This window comes from Deferrisoma sp. (genome assembly GCF_054681715.1).
Map to the genome: position 1 here is coordinate 1 of NZ_BAAHFQ010000168.1, position 5,904 is coordinate 5,904.

Here is a 5,904-nt window from a genome sequence, read left to right on the forward strand (position 1 = left end):
CGCCTCCCGGGCCTTCTTCACCATCTCCGCCGTCGACTTACAGATCGTTACGTCCTGAATCTCGCGAAGCTTCGCCATAACCGTTTTCCTCCCTCGGTGGTTTCCCCAGGGCCCTTAGGCCATGAGCTCGTCGATGATCTTTTTCATAACCCGCACGGAGTCGGGGTGGCGCAGGATCAGGATGTCGGCACCGGCCGCCAGCACGTCCACCGCCGAGATGGTCTCCCACAGGATGCCCCGGACCTTGGCGTCGCCCCAGGCCGGTTCCTCGTCGGCCGACACCGAGGCCTCCTTGGTCTTCCAGGTGTACTTGCCCACGTCCAGGATGAGCGGGGACTGCATCTTCTCGTCGCCCTGCTTGAGGGCGGTGAGACGGTCACGCTCCATCACGGTGTAGCAGTACTCGATGCCGTACCCCAGGGCGCCCATCTGGGGGTCCATCAGGATCTTGTCCATGGGCACGCCCAGGTTGTTCAGGAGGATGTTGAGCTGCTTGGCCATGTTCACGTCAATGGGGGTCTGCTGGACCACCACGTGACCGTACCCGATGGCCGCGCCGCCGATCTTCTTGTAGTTCCCCTCCTTGGCGGGCCCGATCACCAGGTTCATGCCGGCGCAGACCTCGGCCACCTTGGCCAGGGTCTCGGCGTCCTTCTCGTCGTTCTCGCAGCCCCACACGATCAGGGGCACGGAGATGGCCTCGGCCACCTTCTTCGCCAGCTCGGCGGCCTCGTCGGCCGGGGTGTCCATGCCGTTGGGGTCGGTGCTCGCGAGCTGGAGGCAGATGGCGTCCGCACCGTACTCCTCGACGCACTTCTTGGCCCAGGCCACCGGGTCGCCCATCACATCGGCGAACGGCTCCTTGCAGGCCGGCGCCCAGCCGTCGCAGACCTCGGCCTTGTCGTACACCTCCATGGCAACCAGCGGGCGGTTCGGGAACTCGCCCTCAAAGTTGCACAGGGGCATCGCGGTTTCGCCACCCACGGTGCGGGCCTTGTCGCCGGCGCCGATGGTGACCTCGACGATCTTGCCGTTGTACTTGTCTTTGGGGAACTCGAATGCCATGACTACCGCTCCTTTCGCCCAGTGGCCCGTAGGCCGTGGTCCAAAACGAAGGTCCCCAGGTCGACTATCCCGCCCCCTTGGGCAGGTACCTCTCCAGGATCTCGCCCACCGCCCGCACCGCAGCCGAGTCGGCCGGAAGCTGGAACGTGGGCTTTCCCTCCAGGTCGTACTGGTACACGTTGGGGTCGTTGGGCACCACCCCGGCGAGTTCGAGCCCCAGCCGCTCGATCTCGGCCCGGGTGGCCTCGGGGAGCTCCCCGTCGATCCGGTTCACGATGACCGCGATCCGCCCGATGTTGAGCTTGAGCTCGTCCACCAGGTCCCGGATCCGGCCGGCGGCCTGGATGCCCCGCACCGACGAGTCGGTCACCGCGAACATGAGATCCATGTTGTGGGTGGTGCGGCGTGACAGGTGCTCCATGCCCGCCTCGTTGTCCAGCACCACGTACCGGTAGTTGTCCGCGATCTCGTCCATGTACTTCTTGCACAGGGTGTTGGCGTAGCAGTAGCACCCCGGCCCCTCCGGCCGGCCCATCACGATCAGATCGAACCCGTCGGCCTCGATCAGGCACTCCTGGGTCTTATAGTTGATGTAGGCGTCCTTGGTCATGCCGGCGGGCACGTTGGACAGCCCCTCGCGGATCTGGCCGATGGTCTGGTGCACCTCGAGGCCCAGGACCTCGTTGAGGTTCATGTTGGCGTCGGCATCGATGGCGAGCACCCTGCCCTCGCCCCGCTCCACGAGGTGGCGCAGGATGAGACCCGCCACGGTGGTTTTTCCGGTGCCGCCCTTCCCGGCGACGGCAATGTTGAATCCCATGGAACTCCTCTGTAAGGGGCGACCGCCTGCGGTCGTCGGCTAGGCCCTCGACCCTCCCAACGCCTGCTGGGCCAGGCGAAGCCGCTCGGCCTCCCGCGGGAACTCCTCCATGCGGGTGTGGGGCAGGAACAGCGCCGCCACGTACTCCTCCATGTACATGTTGGAGGCCGAGAGCTCGATGTTCGTGATCATGGTGGCGATCTGCTCGGCCTCGTCGATCTTGTCGCGATAGAGGGCCGCCAGTTGGCACCCCGTGAGCGAGGTGTTCCCGCCGTAGGACACCCGCTCCGGATCGGTCTCGGGCAGGAGCCCGATGGCCATGGCCTTCTCGACATCGATGAACTGGCCGAACCCCCCCGCGATGATGATCCGCTCGATGTCGGTGAAGTGGAGCCCCACGCTCTTCAAGAGCACCGAGCAGGCCGAGTAGATCGAGCCCTTCGTGCGGATCAGGTTGTCGATGTCGGGCTCGATGATCGTGATGTCCTGATCGATCTGGGTCTCGTCCTTCCAGCACAGGACGTACTCCCAGCCGTTCTCCCCCTCCCGGATCCGGTTCGTGCGGCCCGCGAGTTCCCGGTTGAACCTGCCGTTCTGGCTGATGACTCCGGCCTCCATGAACTCCGCCAGACAGTCGATCATACCCGACCCGCAGATGCCCTTGGGCGGCACCTGGCCGATGGTGAGGATCATGGGTTCCAGGTTCTCCCGGTTGATCCGCACCTGCTCGATGGCCCCGAAGGTGGCCCGCATCCCGAACTTGACCCCACCCCCTTCGAACGCCGGTCCGGCCGAGGCCGACGCGGACACCATCCAGTCCTGGTTCCCGATGACGATTTCGCCGTTCGTGCCCACGTCCATGAACAGGGTGAGCCGCGGGTCGGTGTGCATCCCTGTGGCCAGCACCCCCGAGGTGATGTCGCCCCCCACGTAGCTTGCCACGCAGGGCATCACGTAGCCCATGACGTGGGGCGGCACCTGGATGCCCAGGTCGGCCAGCCGGAACGGCGGGAAGAAGTTGGCCGCCGGCACATAGGGCGCCTCCCGGATGTACTTGGGGTTCACCCCCAGCAGGAGCTGGGTCATGGTGGTGTTCCCGGCGAACACCGCGTGGGAGATATCGCCCGCCTCGGCCTCGGCCTTGCTCAAAAGCTCTTTGAGGACGCCGTTGATCGTCTTGACCGCCCGCTTCTGGAGCGCATCGAGGCCGCCGGGTTTCAGGGCCGCGATGATCCGGGTGATCACGTCCTCGCCCATGGACACCTGGGCGTTGTAGTCGGCGGCCCGGGCCACCTCCCCCCCGGTGGTCACGTCGAGGAGCGCCCCGTGGATCGTGGTGGTGCCCACGTCGATGGCGAGGGCCAGGGTTTTCGAGCGGGTGTCCCCCGGCTCCACCCGGACGATCCGGTGGCTCCGGTGGGTGTGCATCACCGTGGCCGTGACCTTCCAGTCCCCCTCCCGGAGAACCGAGGGAAGGCCGGGGAGCACGGTGTAATCCGTGGAGATCTTGTCGAGCTCGTACTCGCGCTTCAGGGCCTGGCCAAGCCGGCCCATGTCCGACATGTTGTTGTCGGCCGTGGGGGGCGGGAGCTCCACGTAGTACTTGGCCACCGCCGGTTCCGGCGCGATACCCTCGTACTCCCGCTGAAACTTGGCGGCCCGGAGCACGTGCTCGGGCCGGCGGCCCAGGACGTCCTTCTCGTACCGGGACTCCACCGGCACCTCGACCACGAGGTCGCCGAGGATCTCGGTCTGGCAGGCCAGCCGGTACCCCTTGGCCCACTCGTCCTGGGAGAGCTTCGAGGAGGGTTTGGAGCGGTACTCCCCCTCGAGGATCCGGACCTTGCACTTGCCGCAGGTGCCGGCCCCGCCGCACGAGGCGTTGACGTGCACGCCGGCGACCATCGCGACCCGGAGGAGATTCTCCGCCTCGCGGTAGACGTCGATGGACACGCCATCGGGTTCGAACCGGACCGTATAGCGGCGCTCGGGCAAAGCCGTCCCTCGAAAAAGGACAAACGGGGGAGGGGGAGGCCCCCTCCCCCGTTGTCCGGAACCGAAACGAAGGGAGTTAGAACAAACCTTTGATCTTGCCGTTCTCGTCGATGTCCACGTACCGGTAGGCCGGGTCGGCCGAGAGCCCGGGCATGGTGCGCATCTCACCGAGAAGCGGGTACAGGAACCCGGCGCCCACGCTGGCCCGGATGTCCCGCACCGGCACCCGGAAGCCCCGCGGCCGGCCCTTCAAGGTCGGGTCGTGGCTGAGGCTCAGGTGGGTCTTGGCCATGCAGATCGGGAACTTGTCGTAGCCAAGCTCGGTGTACCGCTTGATCTTCTCCTCGGCGGCGGGCATGTAGTCCACGCCGTCGGCCCCGTACATCTCCTTGGCGATGATCTCGATCTTCTGCTTGATGGACCAGTCGTCCGGGTAGAGGAACTTGAAGTTGCTGGGCTCGTCGCAGGCCTTCACGACCTCGTGGGCCGCGTCCTCGGCGCCGGCGCCGCCGTGCATCCAGACCTCGATCGGCACCGAGGCCCGGGCGCCCGCCGCCTCGGCCCGCTTCTGGATCATCTTGACCTCGTCGTCCCGGTCGAAGGCGAACTTGTTGATCGTGTTCACCACCGGCACGCCGAATTTGCGCATGTTCTCGATGTGGGCCTCGAGGTTCTCGATGCCCTTTTCGAGGTAATCGTAGTGCTCGCCCTTCAGGAACTCGGCGAGCTGCTTCGGGGTCATGCTGGCGATCTTCTCGTAGGGCATGCCGTGCATCTTGAGAGCCCGCACGGTGCAGGTGATCACCACGCAGTCGGGCTTGAACCCGCCGTAGCGGCAGGTGATGTTCATGAACTTCTCGGCGCCCATGTCGGCGGCGAACCCGGACTCCGTGACCACGTAGTCCCCGAGCTTCAGGGCCACCTTGTCGGCCACGATGGAGTTGTTGCCGTGAGCGATGTTGGCGAACGGGCCGGCGTGGATGAGGGCCGGGTTGCCCTCGAGGCTCTGGATCAGGTTGGGCTTCAAGGCGTCCTTGAGGAGCACGGTCATGGCGCCGGCCACCTGAAGGTCCTCGGTGGTCACGGGCTTGCCGTCGTAGGTGTACCCGAGCACGATCCGGCCGATCCGCTGCCGCAGGTCCTTGAGGTCGGTGGCGAGGGCCAGGATGGCCATCACCTCTGAGGCCACGGCGATGTCATAGCCGCTTTCGCGCGGGATGCCATTGAGCTTGCCGCCGAGGCCGATCACGATCTGCCGCAGGGCCCGGTCGTTCACGTCCACGACCCGGCGCCACTCGATGGTGAGGGGGTCGATGTTCAGGGGGTTGCCGTGCAGGAGCGAGGCGTCCAGGGCAGCGGCGCACAGGTTGTGGGCGATGGACACGGCGTGGATGTCGCCGGTGAAGTGGAGGTTCAGGTCCTCCATGGGCACCACCTGGGAGTACCCGCCGCCGGCCGCGCCGCCCTTGATGCCGAACACCGGCCCGAGGCTGGGCTCGCGCAGGCACAGCATCGAGCGCTTGCCGATGTAGTTCAGGCCCTCGTTGAGCCCGATGGAGGTCACGGTCTTGCCCTCCCCCAGCGGGGTGGGGGTGCAGGCGGTCACGTCGATGAGCTTGGCGTCGGGCCGGTCCTTGAGGCGTTCCAGGACCTTGGCGTAATCGACCTTGGCCTTGTAGTTCCCGTAGTACTCCAGCTCGTCCTCCAGGATGCCGGCCTTCTCGGCGATCTCCCGGATGTGCTTCATCTTGTGGTTCTGGGCGATTTCCAGGTCGGACGGGACGTGCCGGGGTTCGAGTTTCGCCATGGTTCTCCTCCCTTTGCTCTGGGGCCCGAACGGGCCTGGACGGAAACGTCGGCAACCCTTGCTGAAGCGCGGCGGAACCCGGTTCCGCCGCGGGGGATCCCGTGCGGGGCAGACCTGGAACGAAGGTCCGTTCGGGGAGAGGACACGACTGGGATGCTGTGACGCAGCACCCGCGGAGTGCGGCCAAAGCCCTTCGGTAACCCCTCGCCGAACCCCA

The 5,904-nt window shown here is 66.2% G+C and carries 4 protein-coding genes; all 4 read right to left on the bottom strand.

Annotated elements, in window-relative coordinates:
- Positions 1-114 precede the first annotated feature (114 nt).
- On the bottom strand, positions 115-1,065 hold the full coding sequence (locus ACY0I8_RS15500) for an acetyl-CoA decarbonylase/synthase complex subunit delta (protein WP_461395459.1): 951 nt from the start codon (positions 1,063-1,065) through the stop codon (positions 115-117).
- A 64-nt stretch (positions 1,066-1,129) separates the two neighbouring features.
- Positions 1,130-1,885, bottom strand: a complete 756-nt coding sequence (locus ACY0I8_RS15505; RefSeq protein ID WP_461395460.1) for an ATP-binding protein — start codon at positions 1,883-1,885, stop codon at positions 1,130-1,132.
- A 39-nt stretch (positions 1,886-1,924) separates the two neighbouring features.
- On the bottom strand, positions 1,925-3,880 hold the full coding sequence (locus ACY0I8_RS15510) for an ASKHA domain-containing protein (RefSeq protein WP_461395461.1): 1,956 nt from the start codon (positions 3,878-3,880) through the stop codon (positions 1,925-1,927).
- A 76-nt stretch (positions 3,881-3,956) separates the two neighbouring features.
- Entirely contained in the window at positions 3,957-5,687 is a 1,731-nt protein-coding gene (locus tag ACY0I8_RS15515; RefSeq protein ID WP_461395462.1) for a formate--tetrahydrofolate ligase, read from the bottom strand.
- Positions 5,688-5,904 lie beyond the last annotated feature (217 nt).